Origin of the sequence: Microcoleus sp. B4-C1 (assembly GCF_036705285.1) — a bacterium.
GTDB lineage: Bacteria > Cyanobacteriota > Cyanobacteriia > Cyanobacteriales > Microcoleaceae > Microcoleus.
This window is the reverse complement of the sequence record NZ_JAUBUC010000014.1, coordinates 22610-47329: the sequence shown is the minus strand read 5'-3', so window position 1 is coordinate 47329 and position 24720 is coordinate 22610. Positions and strand designations below refer to the sequence as shown.

21 protein-coding genes and 1 tRNA gene are annotated in these 24720 nt (G+C 45.9%); 16 read left to right on the top strand and 6 right to left on the bottom strand.

The window, feature by feature from the left end:
- Positions 1 to 31: 31 nt before the first annotated feature.
- On the bottom strand, positions 32 to 1138 hold the full coding sequence (rfbB, locus tag QUB26_RS08120) for a dTDP-glucose 4,6-dehydratase (RefSeq protein WP_333236750.1): 1107 nt from the start codon (positions 1136 to 1138) through the stop codon (positions 32 to 34).
- Positions 1139 to 1495: 357 nt separating this feature from the next.
- Here rfbB and QUB26_RS08115 point away from each other — a divergent pair, with 357 nt between their 5' ends.
- From QUB26_RS08115 to QUB26_RS08105, 3 genes are all read left to right on the top strand, one after another.
- Positions 1496 to 2038 (top strand): hypothetical protein, encoded by a 543-nt coding sequence (locus QUB26_RS08115; RefSeq protein ID WP_333236752.1) that lies wholly within the window; start codon positions 1496 to 1498, stop codon positions 2036 to 2038.
- A 464-nt stretch (positions 2039 to 2502) separates the two neighbouring features.
- On the top strand, positions 2503 to 3108 hold the full coding sequence (locus tag QUB26_RS08110; protein WP_333058150.1) for a DUF1517 domain-containing protein: 606 nt from the start codon (positions 2503 to 2505) through the stop codon (positions 3106 to 3108).
- A gap of 236 nt (positions 3109 to 3344) precedes the next feature.
- On the top strand, positions 3345 to 4226 hold the full coding sequence (locus QUB26_RS08105) for a hypothetical protein (RefSeq protein WP_333317432.1): 882 nt from the start codon (positions 3345 to 3347) through the stop codon (positions 4224 to 4226).
- Between the two features lie 97 nt (positions 4227 to 4323).
- On the opposite strand, the gene QUB26_RS08100 is transcribed toward QUB26_RS08105, so the two are convergent.
- Both QUB26_RS08100 and QUB26_RS08095 read right to left on the bottom strand, forming a co-directional pair.
- On the bottom strand, positions 4324 to 4701 hold the full coding sequence (locus QUB26_RS08100) for a transcriptional regulator (protein WP_333317430.1): 378 nt from the start codon (positions 4699 to 4701) through the stop codon (positions 4324 to 4326).
- 45 nt (positions 4702 to 4746) lie between these two features.
- On the bottom strand, positions 4747 to 6972 hold the full coding sequence (locus QUB26_RS08095) for a P-loop NTPase fold protein (RefSeq protein WP_333317428.1): 2226 nt from the start codon (positions 6970 to 6972) through the stop codon (positions 4747 to 4749).
- Between the two features lie 249 nt (positions 6973 to 7221).
- On the opposite strand from QUB26_RS08095, the gene QUB26_RS08090 reads away from it, so the two are divergent.
- The 3 genes from QUB26_RS08090 (at position 7222) to QUB26_RS08080 (ending at position 10598) form a co-directional block, all read left to right on the top strand.
- Entirely contained in the window at positions 7222 to 8064 is an 843-nt protein-coding gene (locus QUB26_RS08090; RefSeq protein ID WP_333317426.1) for a Uma2 family endonuclease, read from the top strand.
- Between the two features lie 12 nt (positions 8065 to 8076).
- Positions 8077 to 9489, top strand: a complete 1413-nt coding sequence (locus QUB26_RS08085; protein ID WP_333317424.1) for a DUF3370 domain-containing protein — start codon at positions 8077 to 8079, stop codon at positions 9487 to 9489.
- A 77-nt stretch (positions 9490 to 9566) separates the two neighbouring features.
- Complete coding sequence (locus QUB26_RS08080) at positions 9567 to 10598, top strand: S-layer homology domain-containing protein (protein ID WP_333317422.1); 1032 nt, start codon at positions 9567 to 9569, stop codon at positions 10596 to 10598.
- Positions 10599 to 10694: 96 nt separating this feature from the next.
- Here QUB26_RS08080 and QUB26_RS08075 read toward each other — a convergent pair whose 3' ends face one another.
- A complete protein-coding gene (locus QUB26_RS08075; RefSeq protein WP_445299592.1) occupies positions 10695 to 12197 on the bottom strand; it encodes a peptidoglycan-binding protein in 1503 nt (500 codons plus the stop codon).
- Positions 12198 to 12636: 439 nt separating this feature from the next.
- Here QUB26_RS08075 and alr point away from each other — a divergent pair, with 439 nt between their 5' ends.
- From alr to QUB26_RS08055, 4 genes are all read left to right on the top strand, one after another.
- The gene (gene alr, locus QUB26_RS08070; protein WP_333317418.1) at positions 12637 to 13839 is read left to right on the top strand and encodes an alanine racemase; all 1203 of its coding nucleotides are present in this window, start codon (positions 12637 to 12639) and stop codon (positions 13837 to 13839) included.
- A 211-nt stretch (positions 13840 to 14050) separates the two neighbouring features.
- The gene (locus QUB26_RS08065; RefSeq protein WP_333058160.1) at positions 14051 to 14899 is read left to right on the top strand and encodes a mechanosensitive ion channel family protein; all 849 of its coding nucleotides are present in this window, start codon (positions 14051 to 14053) and stop codon (positions 14897 to 14899) included.
- A 47-nt stretch (positions 14900 to 14946) separates the two neighbouring features.
- A complete protein-coding gene (locus QUB26_RS08060; protein ID WP_333056420.1) occupies positions 14947 to 16086 on the top strand; it encodes a patatin-like phospholipase family protein in 1140 nt (379 codons plus the stop codon).
- A gap of 97 nt (positions 16087 to 16183) precedes the next feature.
- Positions 16184 to 16272: transfer RNA gene (locus QUB26_RS08055), tRNA-Ser, on the top strand.
- A gap of 154 nt (positions 16273 to 16426) precedes the next feature.
- Here the strand turns inward: QUB26_RS08055 and QUB26_RS08050 are convergent.
- On the bottom strand, positions 16427 to 17365 hold the full coding sequence (locus QUB26_RS08050; RefSeq protein ID WP_333317416.1) for a serine hydrolase: 939 nt from the start codon (positions 17363 to 17365) through the stop codon (positions 16427 to 16429).
- A gap of 108 nt (positions 17366 to 17473) precedes the next feature.
- On the opposite strand from QUB26_RS08050, the gene QUB26_RS08045 reads away from it, so the two are divergent.
- On the top strand, positions 17474 to 18211 hold the full coding sequence (locus QUB26_RS08045; protein ID WP_333317412.1) for a C40 family peptidase: 738 nt from the start codon (positions 17474 to 17476) through the stop codon (positions 18209 to 18211).
- 59 nt (positions 18212 to 18270) lie between these two features.
- The gene (locus QUB26_RS08040) at positions 18271 to 19275 is read left to right on the top strand and encodes a glycosyltransferase family 2 protein (RefSeq protein WP_333246631.1); all 1005 of its coding nucleotides are present in this window, start codon (positions 18271 to 18273) and stop codon (positions 19273 to 19275) included.
- Between the two features lie 183 nt (positions 19276 to 19458).
- Here QUB26_RS08040 and QUB26_RS08035 read toward each other — a convergent pair whose 3' ends face one another.
- Positions 19459 to 20628 (bottom strand): IscS subfamily cysteine desulfurase, encoded by a 1170-nt coding sequence (locus tag QUB26_RS08035; RefSeq protein ID WP_333317410.1) that lies wholly within the window; start codon positions 20626 to 20628, stop codon positions 19459 to 19461.
- A 96-nt stretch (positions 20629 to 20724) separates the two neighbouring features.
- Between QUB26_RS08035 and QUB26_RS08030 the strand changes: the two genes are divergently transcribed.
- From QUB26_RS08030 to ldpA, 4 genes are all read left to right on the top strand, one after another.
- Complete coding sequence (locus QUB26_RS08030; RefSeq protein ID WP_333317408.1) at positions 20725 to 21375, top strand: hypothetical protein; 651 nt, start codon at positions 20725 to 20727, stop codon at positions 21373 to 21375.
- Positions 21376 to 21608: 233 nt separating this feature from the next.
- The gene (locus QUB26_RS08025) at positions 21609 to 22931 is read left to right on the top strand and encodes a four-carbon acid sugar kinase family protein (protein ID WP_333236777.1); all 1323 of its coding nucleotides are present in this window, start codon (positions 21609 to 21611) and stop codon (positions 22929 to 22931) included.
- Between the two features lie 106 nt (positions 22932 to 23037).
- Positions 23038 to 23178, top strand: coding sequence for a hypothetical protein (locus tag QUB26_RS08020; protein ID WP_333291407.1), 141 nt, complete (start codon positions 23038 to 23040; stop codon positions 23176 to 23178).
- 321 nt (positions 23179 to 23499) lie between these two features.
- A complete protein-coding gene (gene ldpA / locus QUB26_RS08015; protein ID WP_333246810.1) occupies positions 23500 to 24651 on the top strand; it encodes a circadian clock protein LdpA in 1152 nt (383 codons plus the stop codon).
- The last annotated feature ends 69 nt before the right edge of the window (positions 24652 to 24720 follow it).

Below are 24720 nucleotides of genomic sequence, written 5' to 3'. Positions count from 1 at the left end.
GTTTTTTGTAGCCGGTGCGTCCAGGAGGAGATTAGTTAGAGTAGACTTTCCGGTAGTAAGTTTGATATTCCTCCGAAAGCAGGGGTTCCCACCACTCCCGATGGGCTAAGTACCATTCTACAGTCTGTCGCAAACCTTCTTCAACGGTTACTGAGGGAGTCCAACCTAACTCTGTTTTAATTTTGGTGGCATCAATAGCATAACGCCGATCGTGCCCGGCTCTGTCTTTGACAAATGCGATCAATTGTTCGCAAGGACGGGCGGGTAAATCAGAAGCTAATTCGTCCATTAGCTGACACAGCATTTTCACTAAATCGAGATTTTTTACCTCGTTGTTGCCGCCAACATTGTAGGTTTCCCCAGGCTGACCACGGTGAATAACGACATCTAAAGCGCGGCAGTGGTCGAGAACGTAGAGCCAATCTCGCACGTTTTGACCGTCGCCGTATACTGGCAGCGGTTTGCCCAATAACATATTGATGCACATTAATGGAATGAGCTTTTCTGGGAAGTGATAGGGGCCGTAATTGTTGGAACAGTTGGTGATAATTGTCGGGACGCCGTAGGTGTGGAAATAGGCGCGGGCGAGGTGGTCGCTACCAGCTTTGGAGGCTGAGTAGGGACTGTTGGGCGAGTAGGCCGTTGTTTCTGTGAAGGCTGGGTCATCGGGGCTGAGACTGCCGTAAACTTCGTCGGTAGAAACGTGGAGGAAGCGCATTTGGGTTTTGAGAGATGCCTCATCAATGGCTTCAAAATGCTTGCGGAAGGCTTCTAAAAGTGTGAAGGTTCCGACAACGTTGGTTTGAACAAAGGCGGCAGGCCCGATAATTGACCTGTCAACGTGGGATTCTGCGGCAAAGTGCGCGACTGTGGTGATGTTTTCTTCTTTGAGCAAGGTATCGACTAAGGTACGATCGCAAATATCCCCCTGCACAAATCGAAAATTTTCGCCTCCTTCCAAAGTTGCCAGGGTTTGTCTGTTTCCGGCGTAGGTTAAAGCATCGAGTACGACTACTCGATCGCCCGGATAGCTGCTGCACCAGTGATGCACAAAATTCGAGCCGATAAATCCAGCCCCGCCCGTCACCAACAATCGGCGAGGAGCTCGGTCAATGCCTTGATTCGCGCTGTCTGTCATAAAAATAAGAGTTTTTCCAATAACTAAGCCTTTACAAAAGTAGCCTTAAAAGTAGTTTGTCACCAAGTGTTTGCCGCTCTGTAATTAAAATTTCTACTGTCTCACCTCAGATTTTCTAATTTGGGCGCGCTCCAAGTATGGGTTCACAAAACTTGAACTTCTACCGATCTGTTAGCCCAAACGCTTACATATCAAGCATTGCAGATTTTTAAGCTGGCAAGTTTAAATTTGAATTGCGTGAGGCTATAGCTGACTTTTGCGATCGATCCGCGATATGGACGGCGCGCAGAGTTGATAGATTTGTAAAGAGCTGTTACCATTAATTTTTTAATTATCCTTTACAATCTCCCAAGCATCATGAAGAAGTTTCAAGTGTTAGCTGGCATTGCTTCCGTCGTCGCGATCGCAAGCAGCATCGCCATAGGTGACGCCGCATCTGCTTTCCCCTGTTCCTACAGCAAATCTAGCGCGTCTAAATCTGGTTCTGCGACAACCCTCCTAGGTTCCGGCGGCTCGGAGCGCATTAATCCGTGGAAATCCTACAAAACAGCAGCTCTCGGTTTCCTCGGTTTGGCTGGAGTTTTGGGTGGCGGTGCTGCTTACATGAGCTACCGTGCCGGCAAGCGCGCTTCTGCTGCTTGCGCTGCGATGACCGATAATTTTGAAGTTTTTGAAGAGTCGGCTCCGATCGCAGATGCAGGTGTTTCTGGACACTTGGAAGTTCCGGCGTTGCTCGATTTGGCGGCGGCGGGTGCTGTAGCTGAGTCAGCAAATGCGGTTGCAGTCGTTCGCGAACACCCAGAAGCTCCAGGTGGCGAGCTGGATTTGCCGGTTTCGCCAGTTGCTGAGTTGAGTTCTGAAATTGCGATCGAACAAGTCCAAAGCGCGATCGTCAAATAGTTATCTCAAACCAACGTATTCGCTTAGCGCACCTCCAATCTTGCAAGATTGGAGGTTTTTTGATTTGAAATTATCTACCCCTACAATTTCCTGTCATTGCGATCGCGAAGCACTGCAAACAATAGACAGATGAATCGATCGCACCAATATCATATTCCGGCTCAGCAAACGAGCGCTGAATTAATATCAATTAAAAAAACTCTTGCTACCATCATCAATCTCATAGCAATTATTAAAAGTCGCTGCTCTCCGTCAGGACAAGGCTGTGCGGTTTTCCTACTGTATTTGAACTGTATTTGATCCGATTGAAAACTGCTATAAAATTAGATGAGTCAAAGCGAGACAGTACGCTGCCGAGGCGATCGCTAAAAATACTCTTCAGATCAATCTGAGGGTAGACGGCAAGAGTTCAAATCCCCTGCTATCGTTGGAAATATAGCCCTACAGATTACAACTATTAGGTTATGAATGCTTGGCGCGATCGATTCAATCAATTTACAGGTAAAACTCGATTGGCAGTTTGCCGGGTGTTCGTTCACCTAACAGGCGAAGATGTTGCACCGCTGTTAGGAGTTCTCAACCGCACCGCCAGACAAGCAATTGATGCCGATGGCGACATAGCAGTTTTAGGAGAAGGTCTTGTAGAAATTTGCAATCACCTGTTGCAGTACGACAACTACTGGCAAGCAGCCGCCAATGAAGGCGATGTTTTTTGGAATGAAGGCGAAGCGGGCGATTATGTGGATGAACTTTTCATTGATTCAGCCGATCGCTATCTCAGCGAGCCTCAATACAGTACATCTGTTTACGATAAAAATTCCCCCTTGTCTTTGCCGGTAACTAGAAATGTGGTGGTGATGCTGACAGTTGCCTATGAAGGCGAAGTTCCGGCCCTAGAAACTGACCTTGCGGACATCAGCGCGCTGAAAGTCGGTTTAAAAGCACTGATTAATTTACATTACCAAGAAAGGCTCCGAGCTGTGCAAGTTCACTTTTCTCCCGCACAGTTGGGAGACGAACTTACCAACGACCAAGTGTTGGTCAATTTCCCCGAACTTATTCCCATTTAAGGAAAGAAGAAGGAAGAGGGAGAAATTACCAATTACCAATTACTACAGCACATTCCATGTATATCTAGTACACGCAATTTTCTAGTAAGCATCGGTGCGTCGCCACCCGTCAATCTGCAAGTTTTATCCAAGAGATCGCAGCGACGCACCTTACAGATTAACATCACACAATATATCTGCTACTGTATTTGTTCAAGATGGAATAGGCCGTATTTACTCATTACCAATTACTATTTATGATGCTGCGAAAACTGACAATTTATTTAATGGCTTTAACTTTTTTGTGGACGGCAACCGGCTGCGGTTCACCTCGCACACAAACTTCTACAAATCCTGCGGGAAATCCGAATATTAACACTGTGCGCCCTGCACCAAACAATAACTTGGCTCAAGGCCAATATCCCGTACAGCAAGTTACCTACAACGATGCTGATGGCGAATACAGTTTGATGTTGCTGAATACTCCCCCCGGCAGTCCCCCAGTTTACCGCACTAGGGATTTGCAAATGGCTCGCTTAACAAATGAAGAAATATCGGCAGGCAAGAAAAGTTATCTAAATGTGGAGAACAATCAAGCGGTTTTGCATTTGACAGAAGATTTTAAAATTGAGTACGTTCACAACGTTACCCAAACTGTTCCTAATCCTCAAACAGGTCAGCCACAAACCGTAGTAGTGCGGCAGCAATCTGGCTTCTGGGCACCGTTTGCTGGAGCTGTGGCCGGTCAGGCGATCGGCAGTTTGTTATTTAGACCGCGATATTATATGCCGCCAGTCTATCAGCCGGGAATTATGACAGGATATGGCGGGTATGGTAATACTTACAACCAAGCTGTTCAGCAATATCAAACTCGGTATCGAACTCCGCCTCCGGCTGTGAGAAACCGTCAAGTTTTAAGGACGACCGGCCGCTTGCGATCGCCCACCTACAACCAGCCAGTAAGACCCTCAGTACGTCCAAATGGCAATCGATCGACCGGTTCGGGCTACGGTGGCAGCACTTTGAGGCGATCGCCACAGCCACGTCAAAATCCAAACAAGCGGCAGCCAAGTTTTGGTAGCGGCAGGAATTCTCGTCAACCGAGTCGGACTCGCTCTTCCGGGAGTAGAAGGCGGTAAGAATGTAGGGTGCGTCGCCCTCGAATATCTGCGCCTTAGTGGGAAGTTTCCTGCAGCGACGCACCATACAACTACCAAGGTCGATCGAGTTATATTGTTACGCGGGGATTTTTACCGACTTATAGGGTTGGATGAGAATTTCAGCGGGAATCCCCAGTTCTTGATTCAACTTCCGAATCATCTCCAAGGTCAAGGAACGTTTACGAGATAAAACCTCAGACACCCTAGCCCGACTACCGAGACATGACTCTAAATCGCGACGAGACCATCCGCGAGTTTCCATGTAATAATAAATCGCTTCAATGGGATCGGGAATTGCGATCGGAATGTGTTTCTTCTCGTAAGCTTCCACCAAAGTGCTGAGTACATCTAATCGATCGTACTCAGGAGTGTTTGGGGCGGCATTAAACAGTAACTCGATCTCTCGAAGGGCTTCCTGATAGTCATTTTCATTTCTAATGGGGCGCAATTCCATACATTCACCATAACTAATTATAACGTATTTTCTTCACTAATTGGATTAATTGTTACTACTGCCAACCTCTTGGATTACAACTTGGTGAATAAAAGCAAACTGATTTACAACTTTTTCGTCTAAGGATCGCTGCTGATTATTTGAATCGTAGTATTCTGGATTATCTAGATTTGAGCCATAGATATTCCGAAGTAACTGATATATGAGACTAGGCTCTATATATTCAGCTAAGCTATTATATTGATTTCGTTCAAAATCCCATTTACGCGCTCTATAATCTGGGAAACTATACAGTGTCGGCAGATAACATTTCAGAAATTCAACTACACTTTTAGGATTCTCAGTTAAGGCTTCTAAAAGATACTGTTTTACTTCCTCTTTATCTCCCCAATGAGACCATACATATAATAAGCTGCTAAAATCTTCAGGAAATTGAAGATAGAGGGGAGATACTTGAGATATTTCTTTAATTTTATGACTGAAAGCTTCACCGATAATACGAGCTTGATCGACAGAAAGATGCCGTTCTATTTCCTCTCCTTCTTTAAGTGGAACCAGACATCTAAAGCATTTAATTGCAAATGCAATAGGCTTTGCATCTAAAACTATTTGCTTTGCAACGTCCACTTTTATTTGAGCGTCCGAAATATTTTCAACAAGTTTGCAGATAAGTATCTCAGCACTAGACAAATATTTGCTCAAAAAAGTCTTCTCCTTTGAAAAAATATCTCCACTCTGAGAAATTGCCAGGGCAAGATTTTTGGAAGTGGACGAAGAAAGCTTTTCTATTCTACTATTTAGCTTCAGGATAAATAGGTCGGCTCGTCGATCTCCAACAATTTGATGGATGTTCGATATAGTCGTTTCAACAGACTGATCCTCTATCTGAGATAGAAAGGACGTAATTTCTCCATCGGAAATATCATTATCTGAGATTGAGTAGGAGAAAAATCGGGAAAAATAGTGAGAAGAAGAGGCTCTTTGCTCTATATCCCATTCTCCTTTCCAACCACTAGAAATATAATTAATATTGCCAAGTATACCAGTCTGTTTTAGGCATGGAAACAAAGCTTTTAAGAGATTTTTAGCAGATTCTCCTTCATCAGTAGTTAAACCCTGAATCCCCTTGTTTATAATTTCAAGGCTGCGCTGTTTGGAATCTTCACGATTATAAGTAAACGGTGAAATTGAGAAAATCTCAGGATTATTTTTCACGACATCGTATAATACTGGATAGAAGAGTCGCATTCCCTCAATCAGCATTAAATCTGGAGAATTAACTTCTCCTTTCAATATAGGTAGAGAAAACGCAAGGGCATTTATATAGCGTTTTACCATTCTCGGTGTTTTAACCCGTATCTCTAAACCTTCAATGAAATGAGTAAGGAAGTGAGATCGAAATTCTTCCTCCGAAATTTGAATATTTGCATCTTTTAGAACCTCTTCTATTCCTACCATACAATATTCAAGCAAAGCTACTCGATCGGCCTTGGGTAAGTTTAACGGAACCTGAATTATCTTTTCTAAAAAATTTCTTCCCGCCTTAATATCTCCAGAGCCATACCTTTCACTAAGAGCAGAAGCTACCATTTCCTCATCAAAGGCTAAAACATAGGCTGTATAGTCAAAATCCGCCGATAATTTGACAAGTTTAAATACAGCTTGAATCTCGTTCTTCTCAAGCCTGTCTATATCATCCATTAGAACAACTACACGCTTCCCCTCATTTTTAAGAAGGTCCTCGATTCTCTTTTTCAATTCCTCTAGTTCAACAGATGAAAGTCCCTGAATACTTTGACTGGGATTAAATCGAAAACCAGGAAAATTGAAAGTGAACCCAGTCAGTCCAAGTCTACCTAAACGCTTGTCAAGCCATTTGCCTATCTTTTCTGGGTAGGAATCTATAGATTTTCCAAGCGCTTCCGCCAATGCTTGAAAAAATCCTTTGATCAAACTGGCTTCATCAGTAAATCGCCAAGGATTAAATTTGACACAAATGATTTCATCCGATTCTTGAAATTTTTTTTCAATAAAATTAAGAACTGTTGTTTTACCGTCACCCCAAGGACCATAAATTCCTATAACAATGCTGCTTGGATCGCTTCGAGAAGCAATCGTTTGTGCAACTCTTTGGGAAAAAGACCAGCGCTTAAACTTGTCTTGTTCCGGGTTGTTAACAGGAGCATCAATGGTATAGATATCATTTGGCTCCAGAACATTTGAATCGGGTGCACGAGCATTTACTTTATCTTGATGCTGTTGATTATTCACAAACAATCTCTTGAAAAACTTTTTCATACTACTTTAAAGTCTAACACTAATAGCCTCAGTTGGCTTAAGGTCTCATCCCCAGAATAGGTTGCACAGCAGCGCTTCGGATTTCGTTACGTCGTCCAGTGGTTCGCGATCGCGGCAATAGTGAGCGACAAACATTTTATCAGACAGTATAAAGCCCCTCAATCTACGATCGCTATGCTCTAATTAATAAAGCATCTGTCCTTTCACCATCGGATAGCTGACATGACCCAAAGCCTCAACCCCACAACATTACCCCCCGCCTTTCCCGATCACACCCAACTACCTGACTCCGACGGCACGTTTGTGAAAAACTTCCAAGAACATCCCCAGAGTATCCTACTCACCGACTCCCTGGAAACTACACTGCAAACCCTCCACCCGGACGGACAATATGCGATCGGGCAAGATAGCGGTATTTACTGGCGCGAAACCGACCCTCCAGAAAAGGGAGCCGAAGCGCCTGACTGGTTCTACGTTCCCAACGTTCCGCCCCTAATAGATGGGGAAATTCGCCGCTCTTACGTGATTTGGCGCGAGTATATTGTGCCCTTAATTGCGATCGAATTTGCTAGTGGTAATGGCTCTGAAGAACGAAACAATACTCCCTTATCTCGCTTACCAGAAGGTGTCAACCAGAAACCCGGAAAGTTTTGGGTATACGAGCAGATTATTCACATTCCTTACTATGCGATATACATCATTAAAACGAGCGAATTGGAAGTCTATAACTGGGTGAATACTCGTTATCGCCGTTTGCAACCGAACGATCGCGGACATTATCCGATCGACCTGATGGGAGTAGAGTTAGGTGTGTGGGAAGGTAGCTATCAAAATCAGCATCAGCGATGGTTGCGTTGGTGGGATAATGAGGGTAATTTGTTGTTAACTGGTAGCGAACAAGCTAGACTCGAACGCCTCCATACCGAACAGGAACGCCAAAGGGCCGATCGCGCAGAACAAACCCAACGGGATGCTATTCCCCAACTATTGGGAATGGGTTTAACTGTAGAGCAAGTGGCTCAGGCGCTGTCGCTGTCGGTGGAAGATGTGCAGAGATTGGCTTGACAGTTAACTTTGATGATTCAGAAACAAAATCTATTTTCTCGAATTGCTGGTATTTCTACGATCGCCCTTTGTGCCGCCACCGGATTATTTTTAGTTAAAAAACCCGTACAATCTATCCCCGCAAAACCAGCACCAGAGGAAATTGTACTAGATGCCGAAGTGCGATCGCTCCCCGGAAAACTCGACAACATCCCCCTCTTCAACAGCAACAGTCCCGAATGGGTCAAAAAAGAAGGCATTTTGCTCTCAACCTTTCCCCCAGACGGCAAAAAAGTCCCCGCAGCTCACCTGAACTTTGCCTTTCAAGGGCAATTCAACCTGTTTGCTCACCACTTTTCTCACACTCCGCTGAATTTGAGAACTTTGTATATCGGCGCTTTGCTCTACAATCCCAGCTCCGAACCCGTGACGGTGGAAGTGTTACAGGCAGCCAGTTACCTGATGGAACCAGACGCACCGTTCAAACAAAAACCAGCACTAAGTGAGAGTCCCAACGGCGAAGTATATTCCGGCCCTGGGATTCGCGCTGTCGATAACGTTTTGCGGGGAATGCGGCAGCCGGCTTTTCCCGCAAAACTGCTCATTGCACCGGGAGAAACCGCATTGTTGATGAATCGCCCTATTCCCGTGCGGGGTCTGGAAAAGCCGATAAATGGTCGTTCTACCTTTGTGCGGCTCAAAAGTAGCGGCAAGGTTTATGCCGCTACTTTGGCAATGTATGCACCTCAAAATGCTGATGGGGGCGAGCGCGCGCCAACTCTGGAAGAATGGCAGCAATTGCTGAATAATGGCGGTTTGGCAGGCCCCCGCGACAAAACCCCGACTCCCCCCGCCGCGACTTCGGGAAGCCTGATTTACGGCCGCGTGGCAGGGGTGCAGCAAGGTTCTGGATGGGAAGCGGAATTAGTCGATCGCGATGCTAAAAATCTGGCAATTCCCCAGACTGGAAAAGCGATATCCTATGCGATTTCTACCTTGCGCGGGGGCACTTTGGGAACCCAACAAGTGCAAGCCGGAAAAATGCTGGCGCGCTATCCCGACACCGCTTACGACGCCCACGGCAATTACGGCGTACACTACAATCTGATTTTGCCGCTGCATAACACGGCACAGAAACCGCAAACAATAGCGGTGAGTTTGGAAACGCCTTTAAAAGAAGATAAACTCTCAAAAAATGGCTTGCGGTTTCGCCAACCTCCGCTGGATTTTCCTTATTTTCGAGGTACTGTGCGGCTGCGCTACCAAGATGATGGAGGTTACGATGTAACTCGCTACGTGCATTTGTGGCAGCGTGTCGGTCAAGTTGTGGAACCGATGGTAAAGTTGAGGTTGGCTGTGGGAGAAACGCGATCGGTAAAAGTTGATTTTATTTATCCTCCCGATTCCACGCCGCCGCAAGTATTGACAGTGAGAACTTTGGAATAGTTGATTTAGTCTTCTCTGTTTCCCCCAGACCCAAAAAATATGTGATTTAATTTCTACATTGGTATGTAGGTGACAATATGTCTTCTTCACAACCCCCGTCAGGGGAAAGAAACCCTCTAGGATTGGATGAATTGATTGCTATCTTGGTTGCCTTCGGCACGATGGGAGCAATTTTATTTTGGGTAACAGGTAAAAATCCCGATCGATTGAATGCCAGAAATTGGCAATTTCCAGCCGTTTTTTCTCAGCCTGCTGTTACGCCCGCGAGTCCCGGAATATTAACGCCAGAATCGCCAAGTTCGGATTTGCGATCGCCCGCTACAACCCTGATTCCCTCAAAATCGGATGTCGCACCTGTGGGACCTTTAGGGCCGATTTTACCGCAAAATCCTCCCGTTGGTGTAATCGTTGTTCCTCCCAAGCCAATTGCGCGATCGACTCCCGATCCAATTACCCAACCGAAAGCCGATAAACCCAAAGCCGATAAACCCAAAGTTGGGCCCGTTAGATTCTCCGATGTTCCTGACAAATATTGGGCGCGTCCGTTCATTGTCGCTTTAGTCGATCGGAAAATCTTTACTGAGTTGACCGACAGCAAATTTCGTCCCGACGAACCGATGACGCGAGCCGAACTAGCCGGTTTGATTGAGCGAATGTCCGAGGACAAAAAGCCGATCCGAAAACCGATTGATTTTAAAGACGTAAAAGACAAGAGCTCTGCCGCTACTGCGATCGACCACACCGTCACAACTGGATATCTTAAAGGATACCCAAACAATGAGTTCCGTCCCGACAAAAATATTCCCCGCGTGGAAGTCATCGCAGCATTGGCGAGCGGTTTGAGGCTGAAACCATCAACAAAAGCAAGCAAAACTTTACAACTTTATACAGACAGGACAAAAGTGCCGAAATGGGCAGTTAACAAAGTAGCATCAGCCACAGAAGCTGGCATTGTTGTTAACCACCCGAAGCGCCAACTTTTGCAGCCTAATAAAACAGCAACTCGCGCTGAAGTAGCAGCCATGATTTACCAAGCTATGGCCAAAACAGGTCAAGTGCCTGCTAAGTCTTCTGAGTATGTTGTGAAGCCTTTAAAGTCGTCCAAGTAATATTTTAGGGGCGTTGCTCTGAGCAACGCCCCACAATAACATTTAATCGCTCTTGTTTGTAGTCAGGACGGAAGCATTCACTACGAAGCAGCTAAATTAATCTTGAAACACCATAATACTGCCCGAATAGCAAGCTACCCAAACCTGATTAGTTTCTGGATCGTAGGTAATGCCGATTGGGCTTGAATTAACCTTCACTGTTTGCAGCACTTTCATATCGCTCGTCCTAACTTTGCTAACAGTATTCGAGAAATAGTTAACTACATAAAGCAGTTTTCCCTGATCGGAAATTGTCATGCTGCGAGGTGCTCTTCCTGTCGAAACTTTGTCCACCACTTTACCAGTTTGTAGGTCAATTTTGGCCACATTTCCTTCACCATTTAAAGTGGCATAAAGATACTTTCCGTTGGGATCGATCGTCAAATGACGCGGCGCATTGCCAATATTTCTCAGCCATTCTACCGAAAAGTCGATGAGATTCACTTTCGCAATGTCGGAAGAACCCATGATGGCAACATAGGCATTTTTTGAGTCGGGAGTAACAACAATACCGCGAGGATATGCACCCAGTTTCACTCGCTCGATTTCGATATTTTTATTGATATCAACTATGCTCAAATCCCAACTGCACCAATTGCTAGCGAGGGCGAAGCGATTGTCAGGCGAAACAGCATTGAATTTCGGCACTGCACCTACAGGAATTACCTTTTCTATTTTCAAAGTTTGGGTATTGATGCGGTACAGAAAACTTTGGTCGTGTTTTGCGGCTGGAGAGCACCTGTCGGTTCCCGGATTGCTAAACCCCGAACCGTACATTTTGTAGTTGGAGACGTAGGCATATTTGCCATCAGTTGAAAAAGCAGCTTCTACGGGAGAGCCTTTATAATTGCCTTTGAATTTAGAAAAGCCGAACTTCGACAAGTTTACTGTATCGGGAATAGTCTTGACTAATTTAAAGTTCCTGTCGTAAACTGTGATTGTGTGACGGTACATCATGTTTTGAGCAAAAAACAAGCCGTCTCCCGAATAAACTATTGATTTTGGCGAGATGTTGCCGTAAATTGTTTTTTTCAAGGTCATTTTTCCTTGAGTGTTGTCGGGAGGATTTACTAGCCTTGTGGTTGGTGATTCATTTTTTTTATCCTCGGAATTTTCAGCTTTAAAAGGTGGCAAAGATGGTTCTTGAAATAGAGGTTCTGGGAGCTGAGTTTTAGTTTTATCTTCGAGTTCGTTTGTGTTTTCTGTGGCGGTAGGAGATGGCGAAGGTCGATCGACATTTGGCGCGATTTTTTCCGCAGCTTCAATACTCCCCTCTTCCGGCTTACCTTTCAGCGCTGACAAGGTTTTAGGGCCGACAATTCCGTCAACTTTCAGGTTGTTGTCTGCTTGGAACTTTTTCACAGCAGCCTGGGTGATAGAACCGTAAAATCCTGTAGCCTTACCGCGAAAATAGCCTGCGTTTTGTAGAGTTTTCTGAAGTTGGGCTACTTCCGGGCCTGAATCACCTTTTTTGATGGCGAGTGCGGGATTGACTAAATTTAAAATTGTGAGAGCGATCGTAAAGAAAAGTAAAGGAGCAGAGGCTAACTTTAGGTGCATTTTTGAGTTAGTTCTTTGAAGCAGACATCTTGTACCATTTTCATGAACAGGCAAGATGCCTGTTCCACAAGAGTTTAAGTTGTTGTTTGTGGGGAGTAGGGGTTGGGCATCTTGCCCGCCCTTGAAAGCCTGATTTGTAGCCGTTTCCCAAGTTTTAGCTAAATGTAGGTAGGCTAGTCCGTCCATAGTTTTTACCGGGTATTTTTGGTGCTATGATACACCAGTTAATACCATTTTAGATTTTAGATTTTAGATTTTAGATTTTAGATGGGGAATGACTTATGGAATATGGGTTTGCAGCTTGCCGACCGTTGCATTCTTTTTTCAAACTTGTATAACTTTGATTAAAGGAAAAATCTTATAATCAAACTTAGGGTAAAATATCCTAGCAGTTTTGAGAGCAGTTTTTAATGGTGTAAGCAAGTAGGAGCGATCGACAATGTGGAGTGGGGAACAAACAACCGCAGAATCAACGACAAAAGAATCCCGCCAGACGTTGCTGGGGGACGGTTACGGGGGACTATGCCAGCGGGCTTGGGTAGAAATCAATTTAGCAGCTTTAACTCACAATGTAAAACAGCTTAAAAAGCTCTTATCTCCTCACACACAACTGATGGCAGTTGTGAAAGCGGATGCTTACGGGCATGGTGCTGTTGCAGTCAGTCAAACAGCATTGCAAGCAGGTGCTAGTTGGCTGGGAGTGGCGACAATTCCCGAAGGAATAGAATTGCGAGAAGCTGGGATAGAAGCGCCGATTTTGTTGTTGGGGGCAACCCATACAGCCCCACAGGTAAAGGCGATCGCCCATTGGCACTTGCAGCCCACTATTTGTACTGCCAAACAAGCCTTAATTTTTTCGGAAGTTCTCGCAGGCATTAACCAATCTTTGCCAGTTCACGCTAAGTTAGATACGGGAATGTCTCGCTTGGGTACGCCCTGGCAAGAAGCAACAGAATTTGTGCAATTAGTCAAGCGGTTGCCCAATTTAAAATTAGCCAGTATTTACTCTCACTTGGCGACTGCAGACAGTCCCGACCCCACAGTTATGAGAGAGCAACACCAGCGGTTTCAACAGGCGATCGAGCAAATTAAAATAGCAGGAATTAACCCCCCTCGCCTCCACTTGGCAAACTCTGCTGCCGCCCTCGCTGACCCGGATTTGCACTACGATTTAGTGCGAGTCGGTTTAGCTACCTACGGTCTTTATCCAGCTCCTCACTTGCAGTCGAGATCCAATTTGAAGCCCGCAATGCAGGTAAAAGCTAGAGTAACCCAGGTGAAAACAATTGAAGCAGGAACCGGCGTCAGTTACGGCTATCAATTTATAGCTGAGCGGCAGACACAGATTGCCGTAATTGGTATCGGCTATGCAGATGGTATTCCGCGCAATCTTTCTAATAAAATGCAGGTTTTAGTCAGGGGTCAGTTCGTGCGGCAAGTGGGCGCGGTGACGATGGATCAATTAATGCTGGATGTAACTGATATTCCCGATTTAGAAGTCGGTGAAGTGGTGACTATTTTGGGCAAAGATGGGGAATATCACATTAGTGCTGACGATTGGGCCGCGACTTTAGGAACTATTTCGTGGGAAATTCTCTGCGGTTTTAAACACCGATTGCCCCGCGTAGCGGTACACTATTAACAATAGTCCGGCAGGGGTTTAAACCCCTGCCTCATAGCAAAAGTCGGTTGAAACCGACTCAAGAGTTTGAAGGATAAAATTATCGACTTTAGTCCTCTTCTAGAGGACTTCCGCTATGAGACAGGGGTTTTCAACCCCTGTCGGACTCTCCGACTTATGCAGAAGACTGAGACTGCAATTCTCAATTTCTAATTCCCAATTCCCAATTAACATGACAGTTATTCAGACGTTTTTACCAATAGCCCAAACCTTCTATTCTCAGCTAAATGCAGAAAGAACACAAGCCTTGGAAGTAGCCCAAGAATTCTCGAAAAGATTCGTGGAATTGGGGTTTAAAATTGTACCTCAACTGCTGTGGGCGATCGGCATTTTGTTAATTACCCGATTTGCGATCAACTTTGCGGGCCGCGTGACTCGCCGCGCACTGAGTCGCACCGAAGCCACGCTGCGGAAATTCTTAGTTCAAGCTGCTGAGATTACGATTTTGGTAGTGGGAGTAGTCGCCGCTTTGAGTCAGTTGGGAATTCAAACTACCAGTGTGGTTGCGGTGGTGGGTGCGGCGGGTTTGGCCATTGGTTTGGCGTGGCAAAATACTTTGTCGCACTTTGCTGCTGGGGTAATGTTGATTAGTTTGCGGCCCTTTGAAGTCGGGGATGGGATTGAAGCTGGTGATGTTAAGGGAGTGGTGGACAGCATCGGGATTTTTTCAACAACGGTGGTGACAGACGATCGCATAAAAATTATTGTCCCGAACAATCAGTTGTTTAACGGTACACTGAAAAATACAACGGCAATGGGAACGAGGCGAGTAGACTTGAAGATTGATATTGGCGATCGGCCAATTCGTCCAACTGTAGCTGAGTTATTAGAAATTGCCCACTCTCACCCGCTGGTGTTGGAGAATCCGCCCCCGACTTGTTTGGTGGTCGAGATTACTCCCGATACAACTATTTTATCTCTCCGACCTTGGTGCGCGTCGGTGGCCTACGAACAAGTGCGATCGCAAGTTCAACAATACGTCAAAGAGGCAATGGATGCCGACAAAAATCAAGAACAATAGATATAAATCTAAAATCTAAAACCCAACATTTATCCGAGGTATTTCCCATGAGCAAGTGGTATCCGCAGCAAATTTTGCAAGAACCCGGTGTCAGAATCACCGCAACCGAAAAACAAACAATTCTTAGCAAATTTCCGCCTCCCGACGACAACGGTCAAATCTATGCCGACGGCGTTTTTGAAGGCGGCGGCGTGCGCGGAGTTGCGTTTTTAGGAGCACTCAGGTGCTGTAGCGATTTGGGCATCCAGTGGCGAAAATTGGCAGGAACTTCGGCAGGTGCAATTACGGCAGCAGTATTGGCAACCGACTTGTCAATAGATGATTTAGAGGAAATTTTAGGACAGCTCGATTACAGCATATTTTTAACTCAAAAAAACAGTCCTCTAATTTTAAACGGCGACCCCGCCGACGACTTGCAATCTCCTGCTTGGACTCTACTTTTCTTAACAGTTAGCCGTCAGATGGGAGAATATTCGGCGCAACCGTTCCGGCAGTGGCTGGAAGCAATGCTCGGTCGAGGTAAATTGCACACTTTTGCGGATGTCAAACAAATCGTAAAAGAGCGGGAATTAAAAGTAGTAGTATCCAACCTCAGTCGCGGTGAAATGTTGGTGCTGCCCGACGACTTACACCGACGCGAATCTACCGATTCCGATCCTTTGTATGAGCAGTTGCGACTCAAAAGGGCTGAAGATTTTAGCGTTGCTGAAGCCGTTCGGTTGTCGATGAGTATTCCGCTATTTTTTGAACCGGGAAAACTCGGCGATGACTTAATTGTAGATGGCGGAATTTTGAGCAATTTCCCCCTGTGGATTTATGACAAACAATCCGTCGGTGCGACTCCTGCTATGCCGCGCTGGTTTACCTTTGGGTTTCGATTAGTCGATACCGGAATTGAGACTAAAGTTAAGATTGATACTCCGCTGTCGATGCTGGCGGCGATGTTCCGAACGATGATGAAAGCAAGAGACCGCTATCACCAGCGAGAAATGGATAAGGGCAGGGTGATTAATATTGATGTGACTGACGCTGGGGTGACGACGACGGACTTTAATCTCGATGGCGATCGCAAGGCTCACCTGTACCGCTTGGGGTATTTGTATACTAAGAGGTTCTTTTTGAGTTCCAATTTTAGTTGGGAAAAACACTTGAAGGCTAGGGGCTTTGGGGAAGAGGCTGGAGGTTGAGGTCGCGAAAAGTATACAGAGTAAGGGATTGAGGAATTTTTCAATTAGGGGTTGGCAAGAAGAAGATGTGTGTGCTATAGTTAGTTACTGTCATCTTGGAGAGGTGGCTGAGTGGTCGAAAGCGGCAGATTGCTAATCTGTTAAGGGTGTTAACATCCTTCGAGGGTTCAAATCCCTCCCTCTCCGTTTTAGAGCTTCTAGGAAAAAGTTCCTTTTAATCAAATTTTTGGACGGGCTAGAAGCCCATCCCACAAGAAAACTTTGTGGGATGGGCTTCTAGCCCGTCCAAATTATTTTTGCAGTTTAAGTCTAGTCTAGCCGCAATAATCAACTACTAAATCTAACTCAGTGTCTTCATCCCTTCGACAAATTGCCGCGATATAAATGGCAAAATCTCTTCATTCTTGCTATTCTCTTTCCCCTCGGTAAATACAACCAACAAATACGGCCGCAAGCCCTCTATTTCAATATAAGCAGCATCGTGACGCACTTGACTTGTCAGTCCGGCTTTTGACCACAATTTTGCTGATTCTGGCAATCCCCCGCCTAAAAAGCCTGTAACTTGATTTTCAGGATCTGCCTCTAATTCTGCTGGGTCTAAACTGCGTTTCATTAAACCCATCATTTCTTGCGATGCTTGGGCAGAAACAGCTACGCCGCCGATTATACTGTGCAGCAAACGCGCCGCTGCATTTGTGGTCAGCATATTTCTATTTTCCATTAATTCTCCCAGAAATGCTCGCTCGCGACCGTAGGGGCCGTCACACCAGGTTTTTTGATTGGCGTTAATATTTTGTAATTCCGGCCAATCTAATGATTGAAAGTAACGGTTGACGATGTTTCGCTGCTGTTTCCAAGTTTCAAAGGGGGCGGGTGATAATTCTGGGCCGCTGGTGGTGCCGGTGAGGGCGTCTACTACTAAACTGGTGGCATCGTTGCTGGAATCAACTATCATATCTCGGACGGCGCGTTCTAATTCTGGCGATGTTTTAATCATCCCTTTTTGCGCCCATTCCCAGATGGCAACGAGGTAGAATAATTTGACGATGCTGGCTGGATAAATGCGTTCGGAACTTCTGACGCTAAAACCTCGCGGTTGATATTTCCAAAATTCTTCGGGACTCAGGGCGCCGCCTGTATTGACTCGCACCGGGGGATCGTAGACTATCCAGGTCAGGGCTATACGATCGCGACTTAATCCTGTAAATTCTGACAATGCGGAGTCTATAATGCTACTGCCGAGGTTTTCTAATTGTTCGTCTTTGTGGAAAAATGTCATGGTTAATGGCTGACGGTTAACGGTTAACGGCTAGCAGCTAATGGCAATCTATCGTTAAATGCGAACAATAAATGCGAACAATTAACAGCACACAATGAGCAATTAGCAATGGCCAATTATCAATTATCTGATGTTGTGGAGTACCGAACCCGATCGCACATAAATATTTACGATTCCCCAAAGTGCGATCGATTGGCAACTCAAGCAGCCTTGGGGCGGCATTTGCGAGTAGTTGACCCCCCCCAGCCCCCCCTTATCAAGGGGGGGAGAAATGCCATAGACTCGGTTGTTGAGGGGGATACAACGGCTGTGATGGTGCGACTGTGCGAAGATGATTATCCGGGATGGCTGGATCTTCGAGATGTTGAGTTGCTCGATGTGGCAGAAACAGTGTATCATCCTCTGGTGGTTTCTGAGGCAGAAATCAAGGAAAAATTACCAATTGTAATTACTTTCGCTCGCGAGGCTATGCACCAATCCAATTATTATCTTTGGGGCGGTACAGTCGGGCCAAATTATGATTGTTCCGGCTTGATGCAAGCTGCTTTTGTGGCTGCGGGCATCTGGTTGCCGAGGGATGCTTATCAGCAGGAAGCTTTTACTAAACCGATTAGTATCAGTGCTTTAGAACCGGGGGATTTAGTATTTTTTGGTACGCCCGAAAAAGCAACTCATGTAGGATTATATCTCGGAGATAATCGCTACATTCACAGTTCGGGACAAGCACAAGGTCGCAATGGTATCGGTATCGATGTTTTGTCGGATGATGGCGATCGAGTCAGTCAAGCTTATTACCAGCAATTGCGGGGATATGGTAAAGTTGTGGCAAGTTATCAACCTAGTTAGTTGTTGACGGTTGACTGTTGACGGTTGACGGTTGACTGTTAATATTATCGAATAAAAAAATGGACGCTGCATTATTTTTGGAAAAATTGGCTGCACAGCAGGCTGGCGCGGAGGTTGTTCTCGACGTTTCAGTGGTGGTGCCGGTGTATAATGAGGTGGAAAGTTTGCCTCATTTGATTGAGGCGATCGCCTCTTCTATCCAACCATCTGGACTCAGCTATCAAATTATTTGTGTAGATGACGGTTCTAAGGACGGTTCGGGTGCACTTCTCCAGCAGTTAGCCAGCACTCGCGATGACCTTTGTGCTGTAATTTTGCGCCGCAATTACGGGCAAACTGCTGCCATGTCGGCAGGTTTCGATCGCGCTCGCGGTCGTGCTATTGTTACCCTAGACGGCGATTTGCAAAATGACCCGGCTGATATTCCGCTATTGTTGGAAAAGTTAGATGAAGGCTACGATTTAGTCAGTGGCTGGCGCAAAAATAGGCAAGACAATACTATTAGCCGGTTGATTCCTTCTAAAATTGCTAACTGGTTAATTGGTCGCGTTACAGGCGTAACTTTGCACGACTACGGCTGTTCTTTGAAAGCTTATAAATCCGAGTTGGTAGCAGACTTGAATCTCTACGGGGAATTGCACCGCTTTTTGCCAGCGTTGGCGTTTATTGAAGGGGCGAGAATTGCAGAACTGCCGGTGCGACACCACGCCCGCCGTTTCGGTCAAAGTAAGTACGGAATTTGGCGGACTTTTCGGGTGTTGATGGATTTGTTAACTATTTCTTTTATGAAAAAGTTCCTGACTCGACCGATGCACGTTTTTGGACTTTTGGGACTGGGTTCTATGACGTTGGGAACGGTTTTAGGGATTTATTTGACTTTCCTGAAATTTGGCCTCGGTCAAAGTATTGGCAATCGTCCTTTGCTGATTTTGGCTGTGGTTTTGCTGTTAACTGGCGTGCAGTTATTTTGTTTTGGTTTGCTGGCGGAAGTGATGATGCGGACTTATCATGAATCCCAGGGAAAACCGATTTATCGGGTACGTGAGGTGTTTGGTTCTAAGTAAACGATTAATACCAATTATACTCGGCGATTGAAATCGCTACTACACAAACAAAGTCCGCCTTCGCGGACTGAAGAAATAGGAAAGTTTTAATACCACATCCGGGTTTAAAACCCCCTTTATCTCTTAGTCCGCGGAGGCGGACTTCGTTTGTGTAGACGCGGTTTCAACCGCCGAATAATCTTTCTAACTCATTACTTTTTGAGCTTGTCGGAGAGATTGAATAGTTGCGATCGCGTGTTGGGAAACTGCATCTATTTCTGCTTCGGTATTGAACCGACCAATACCAAACCGAATTGAAGCATAAGCTAATTTGTCCGATCGCCCGATCGCTGCTAAAACATGAGATGGCGATATTTTCGCCGAAGTGCAAGCAGATCCAGAAGAAACTGCCGCCGCCGATTGCAAACCCAACATCAACGCTTGACCGTCAACGCCACCTACACTAATATTGAGATTCCCCGGTAATCTCTTCGTAGCGTGACCGTTGAGAACAACATCGCCCAATTCACTCAAATTTTCCCACAAACGCTGCCGCAAATTAACCACTCGTTCTGTTTCCGACGGCATTTCCGCAATTGCCAATTCTACTGCTTTAGCAAACCCAACTATTTGCGGTGGGTAGAGAGTTCCCGATCGCATTCCCCGTTCGTGGCCTCCTCCGTGCATTTGCGGCGCTAGCTGCACTCTCGGTTTGTTGCGCCGCACGTAGAGAGCACCGATGCCTTTTGGCCCGTAAATTTTGTGGGCTGTCAAGGACATTAGATCGATATTCATCTCCTCTACGTCGAGGGGAATTTTGCCGATCGCCTGTGCCGCATCTGTGTGAAAAAGAATATCATTTCCGCGACAAATTGCAGCAATTTCTGCGATCGGCTGAATGACGCCAATCTCATTATTTGCCGTCATCACTGAAACCAAAATTGTCTCTGCCCGAATCGCTTTGATCAAATCGCCTATATCAATCAGCCCGTCGCTTTTCACTGGTAAAACAGTAATGTCAAACCCCAATTTTTGCAAATAGGTACAGGGGTCGAGAATAGCATTGTGTTCGGTTTTTACTGTGATAATGTGCTTTCCTTTGTTGAAATAAGCTTCGGCGATACCTTTAATCGCTAAGTTATTTGCTTCTGTTGCACCGCTGGTAAAAACAATTTCTTCGGGGGAAGCATTGATCGCTTCTGCTATGATTTGTCGTGACTGTTTAACCGCTGCTTCTGCTTCCCAGCCGTAGACGTGGCTGATGCTGGCTGCGTTGCCGAACTGTTCCGTGAAATAGGGCAGCATCGCATCAAGTACCCGTTTGTCTACGGGGGTTGTGGCGTGGTTGTCGAGGTATATAGGACGTGCGGACATAGTGCAGTTTTGGTTGAAAAAAATGTTAGGTTTATTGTAGACGAGCCCCTTGTTATACTACAAAACTTTATAATTAACATATATTTGTGAAGATTTATGCGAGCTGACATTCAGGGATTAGAAATTACTGTCGGTGAACTCAAGCACCTCACCGGCGCGGGGCCCGATCGCGTATACCGGCCGCCGACAGCGACTAAGTTTGGCCGCGAAGCTTTAAAAACAGTCGGTTTAATTGTTTTGCTTCTAATCAGTTGTTGGCTAATGGTTGCGATATTTCCTAGGGCGTATGTGTGGTGGTTCACCCTCCACTTCGCTGCGATCGTCGGTTTAATCTTTGAGGATGCGTGGAAAATTCAGTGCAGCCGCCAAAACCAACATTTAATCAATCTTTTTGATGATGTCGATCGCTATAATGGTATAATCAAAGCCATCGAAATTAACGATAGGATAGAAGATGCCGGCAATGCGGCAGTCAAAATCGGCGATCGAGCCAAAGTAATTCAAGCTTTGCAGCTAATCAGAGAGGATTTAGTTCGAGCTTTGAAAACCGAGAGGATTCTCAGGGAAAACAAAAAATTTGTCGCTACTAACTCCGAATTGTTTACCAATAATTTGAAAAGTTTGAATTGCCTGCAAATTAGCGATCGAGCCAGCGAACAAGGACGATTGCTCAACGAAGCTTTGCAGGTAGCCGTGGGAGTTCAAGCAGAAATGAAAAAGTTGCAAGATCGAAATGCTGCTAATTAAAAAAATGGCAAAAGTTAGTAGCGTACACGGCGGAGGGCGCCTCTTACCCAGTAGCAATATGCAGCTTAATGAACCGCAACAGGCAGGATGCCTGTTCCACTCGAAGTCAAAGACATTTTTAAAATTATGAATGAGGAGAATTGTTAAAAAAATATCATAATTATTGTAAATTTTTTCCTGTTACGTAACAGGTAAGGATATCTTGGAAAGGTGACGTTAACAACCAGGTCAGTATGTCTTCTGCCAAACCCAAGATTATAGTTCTCGACGACGATCCCACTGGTTCTCAAACCGTGCACAGTTGCTTGCTGCTGACACGTTGGGACGAAGACACCCTGCGTTTGGGGCTGCGGGACAAGTGCCCGATTTTCTTCATACTGACAAATACTCGATCGCTAACTCCCGAAAAAGCAGCCTCCGTCACCCGCGAAGTGTGCCAAAATTTAAAAAAGGCGATCGCCACCGAAAAAATCGAAGACTTCCTAATAGTTAGCCGTTCCGATTCTACCCTGCGCGGTCACTATCCCATCGAAACCGACGCGATCGCCGAAGAACTCGGCCCCTTCGACGCCCATTTTCTAATTCCCGCCTTTTTTGAAGGAGGCCGAATTACCCGCCACAGCGTGCACTACCTAATAGTTAACAGTGTCCCGACACCAGTACACGAAACCGAATTTGCCAAAGATTCAGTCTTCGGGTACAGTCACAGTTACCTGCCAGACTATGTAGAAGAAAAAACAAAAGGTCGCATCCCCGCTGATGCAGTCGATCGCATTTTACTCGGAGACATTCGCTACGGAAGTTTAGATCGACTGATGGACATGACAGACAACCAATGTGCAGTTGTTGACGGCCAAAGCCAAGGTGATTTAGACAAATTTGCCACACACATTCTCAATGCAGTCAGTCAAGGCAAAAAGTTTTTATTCCGCAGCGCCGCGAGTATTTTAACATCCTTAGCTGACCTCGGCCCACAGCCAGTAGCAGCCGACGAAATGGCAAAATACGTCAGGGGCGGCAAACCCGGTGCCGTAATAGTTGGTTCCCACGTTAAGAAAACTACTGAACAATTGGAGCGCTTGTTAAAAGAACCCAATATAGTTAGCATTGAAATAGATGTCTCTCACTTGTTAGAAGATTCACCCGAGTATCGCACCCAAATGCTCGATGAAATTCTCGAACAAGTCCGCACTTCTCATGCCGATGGCAAAACGCCTGTAATTTATACCAGCCGCAAGGAACTCGAATTTGAAAATACCGAAGTCCGGTTAAAATTTGGAGAGGCGGTTTCTGCTTTATTGATGGATATCGTGCGGGGACTGCCTGCGGATATCGGGTTTTTGATTAGCAAGGGCGGCATTACTTCTAATGATGTTTTGAGTACAGGTTTGTCGCTGAAAAGTGTCAGGCAAATCGGTCAAATTATCGCAGGTTGTTCGGTGGTGAAAACCGAGGCTAATCATCCTCTGTTTCCCAATTTACCAGTTGTTTTGTTTCCGGGAAATGTGGGGGATAGCCATGCTTTGGCTACGGTTTACAAGCGGCTGAGCAAGTAGTAGAGCTCGTTGAATCTGAGATGTTGCACAATTCTCAATTACTTGTTTAGGAACAGGCTTTTCGGCCTGTTCCACAAGAAAATTCACTCTTTGTGGAACAGGCATCTTGCCTGTTCTTGAGAATGGTGCAAGATGTGAGTTGAATCGCCGATTAACCCAGATGAATGTAGCTTCTACTCAGGGAGGAGAATGTTCATCTGCGTTTCGTCGCTGGGTTTCCATGCTCGATCGAACTTTATGGCAATGACCACTGCACGGCCACTTCCACAAAAAATCTCTAGTCTACTTTTTCCTTGCCAAATCCACCCAAATATGATATCATAGAAAGTCTGTCTGTAAGTCAACGTGTCACTCAAGCCGATCGCCCCATCTCCAAATCCCCCCTCAGCAGTCGCTCTCAAAAAAATCAAATTTAGGAAAAAAAATTAAGGCAGAACTCTACATATAGAGCCAACAGCGCAACAGCTACTGCTATCAGTAGCGTTTCCAGCTTGTACCCGCCTAAATTTTAAAATTAAGTAGAAATTTCCACATAGTAATTTTCAGCTCAAAGGATTAGCATATAAGGGTGACAGAACATTATCATCCCCTAAACTCATTAAAAGATGGCCATTGGTTCAAGCTGATCTGTGGGGCGAGCTTTCAGCACCTACCGGCTGTACGGAATCTCACCTTGGCTTACACCCTAGCAGGCGCTGACTGTATCGATGTCGCGGCAGATCCCGCCGCCGTCGCCGCAGCGAAAGAAGCCCTACAAGTGGCCAGCGACTTACAGGCAAGAACTCAAAACCGCAGGTTTGGCGGCAAAGGGTTGCCGTTGCTGATGGTGAGTTTAAACGATGGGGAAGACCCGCATTTTCGCAAAGCCGAATTCAACCCAGCCGATTGTCCGGCGGACTGCTGGCGGCCGTGCGAAAAAATATGTCCAGCCGAAGCAATAGTTTTTCAGAGTGCTGGCAGTGGTTTTTCCGGGGTGATAGACCAGCAATGCTATGGCTGCGGTCGCTGTCTGCCGATTTGTCCGAGCCAACTGATTTATACTCGTTCTTACGTGTCTGCTTCCGCCGCGATCGCACCTTTAATCCTGCAATCCGGTGCGGACGCCCTAGAAATCCACACGCAAGTAGGCAGAGAGGCAGATTTTGCGCGACTTTGGTCGAGCATAGCTCCCTGGGTCGCTCAACTCAAGGTAATAGCAATTAGTTGCCCCGATGGAGACGGTTTGATTGATTATTTGCGGACACTCTATCAAATAATTTCCCCCCTTCCTTGTCCCCTAATTTGGCAAACCGACGGTAGACCAATGAGCGGAGATATCGGAACAGGAACTACTAGAGCCGCAGTCAAACTCGGTCAAAAAGTTTTGGCTGCCCAGTTGCCGGGATACGTGCAACTTGCAGGCGGCACTAATGCTCACACTGTCAGCAAGCTGAGAGCCGAGGGACTGATGAAGGATGCCGGGAAAAATTTGTCAGTTCCCCCTGTCCCATACATTGCAGGTGTAGCTTACGGCAGCTATGCCAGGGTTTTGCTATCGCCAATTTTAGAACAGTTAGAAACAATGCAGACCGATCGAGCTTATGCCGTTCCGGTGGCAGTCGCGCAGCCAGGAGCCGGAGTTCAAACATCTCGGCTACCTCAGCTCGAAGCCGTCCCAGAACTTCTCTCAGAGGCCGTGAGTTTAGCTAGTTCTCTAGTTTCCCCGCTCAAAGAATTTTAGTCAGTAGTCAGTAGTCATTAGTCATTAGTTAGTGGTTAGTAGTTAATTCCAACAACAACTGGCAACTGA

What these genes read in the sequence shown, in the direction of transcription:
- QUB26_RS08100 (WP_333317430.1), bottom strand. Translation starts at nt 4,701, where the DNA reads ATGGAATTGCGCCCCATTAGAAATGAAAATGACTATCAGGAAGCCCTT.
- QUB26_RS08040 (WP_333246631.1), top strand. Translation starts at nt 18,271, where the DNA reads ATGGACGCTGCATTATTTTTGGAAAAATTGGCTGCACAGCAGGCTGGC.
- QUB26_RS08060 (WP_333056420.1), top strand. Translation starts at nt 14,947, where the DNA reads ATGAGCAAGTGGTATCCGCAGCAAATTTTGCAAGAACCCGGTGTCAGA.
- QUB26_RS08090 (WP_333317426.1), top strand. Translation starts at nt 7,222, where the DNA reads ATGACCCAAAGCCTCAACCCCACAACATTACCCCCCGCCTTTCCCGAT.
- QUB26_RS08045 (WP_333317412.1), top strand. Translation starts at nt 17,474, where the DNA reads ATGGCCAATTATCAATTATCTGATGTTGTGGAGTACCGAACCCGATCG.
- QUB26_RS08075 (WP_445299592.1), bottom strand. Translation starts at nt 12,197, where the DNA reads ATGCACCTAAAGTTAGCCTCTGCTCCTTTACTTTTCTTTACGATCGCT.
- alr (WP_333317418.1), top strand. Translation starts at nt 12,637, where the DNA reads ATGTGGAGTGGGGAACAAACAACCGCAGAATCAACGACAAAAGAATCC.
- QUB26_RS08025 (WP_333236777.1), top strand. Translation starts at nt 21,609, where the DNA reads ATGTCTTCTGCCAAACCCAAGATTATAGTTCTCGACGACGATCCCACT.
- rfbB (WP_333236750.1), bottom strand. Translation starts at nt 1,138, where the DNA reads ATGACAGACAGCGCGAATCAAGGCATTGACCGAGCTCCTCGCCGATTG.
- QUB26_RS08080 (WP_333317422.1), top strand. Translation starts at nt 9,567, where the DNA reads ATGTCTTCTTCACAACCCCCGTCAGGGGAAAGAAACCCTCTAGGATTG.
- QUB26_RS08035 (WP_333317410.1), bottom strand. Translation starts at nt 20,628, where the DNA reads ATGTCCGCACGTCCTATATACCTCGACAACCACGCCACAACCCCCGTA.
- QUB26_RS08030 (WP_333317408.1), top strand. Translation starts at nt 20,725, where the DNA reads ATGCGAGCTGACATTCAGGGATTAGAAATTACTGTCGGTGAACTCAAG.
- QUB26_RS08085 (WP_333317424.1), top strand. Translation starts at nt 8,077, where the DNA reads ATGATTCAGAAACAAAATCTATTTTCTCGAATTGCTGGTATTTCTACG.
- QUB26_RS08065 (WP_333058160.1), top strand. Translation starts at nt 14,051, where the DNA reads ATGACAGTTATTCAGACGTTTTTACCAATAGCCCAAACCTTCTATTCT.
- QUB26_RS08115 (WP_333236752.1), top strand. Translation starts at nt 1,496, where the DNA reads ATGAAGAAGTTTCAAGTGTTAGCTGGCATTGCTTCCGTCGTCGCGATC.
- QUB26_RS08050 (WP_333317416.1), bottom strand. Translation starts at nt 17,365, where the DNA reads ATGACATTTTTCCACAAAGACGAACAATTAGAAAACCTCGGCAGTAGC.
- QUB26_RS08105 (WP_333317432.1), top strand. Translation starts at nt 3,345, where the DNA reads ATGATGCTGCGAAAACTGACAATTTATTTAATGGCTTTAACTTTTTTG.
- QUB26_RS08110 (WP_333058150.1), top strand. Translation starts at nt 2,503, where the DNA reads ATGAATGCTTGGCGCGATCGATTCAATCAATTTACAGGTAAAACTCGA.